The following is a 400-nucleotide window of genomic DNA, read 5'->3' on the forward strand; positions in this document are numbered from 1 at the left end:
GTTCAGAAACAATATTCAACAGTTCGGAAAAACTGCCGAAAAGATCGGATGGCATAAGCATCCCACAACAACTGGAAAAATGGCCGTGCCGGGCGATGCCCGGCCTGGACGGGAAAGTATGGAAATGGATCACGGTGTCGACATCGCCGAACTGGACGCGGAACGATCGGGGCTGGAAAGCGGCCTGGCAAGTGTCGACGCGCCGATAAGAACGGCCCCCGCGACAGCCAGGCGCGGGCAAATCCTGACGGGCGCCGACTTTGCCCGGCAAGGCCTGCCCGGCGAGCGGCTCGACACCGTCTTCGAACAGCTCGCCGACATGTTTGCAGCGCTGCCGGCGGTGATCTCGGACGGGCGTGTCTGGACCTATCGGGAACTGGACAGCCGCGCCAACCAGTTC

At 61.8% G+C, this 400-nt stretch carries 1 protein-coding gene; it reads left to right on the forward strand.

What is annotated here, in order from left to right; genetic code table 11:
* Positions 1–118 precede the first annotated feature (118 nt).
* Positions 119–400, forward strand: a 282-nt coding sequence (locus EN893_RS37845) for a hypothetical protein (protein WP_164901584.1), incomplete at its 3' end; no start/stop codon positions are given.

Origin of the sequence: Mesorhizobium sp. M7A.F.Ca.CA.004.04.2.1 (genome assembly GCF_004022825.1) — a bacterium.
GTDB lineage: Bacteria > Pseudomonadota > Alphaproteobacteria > Rhizobiales > Rhizobiaceae > Mesorhizobium.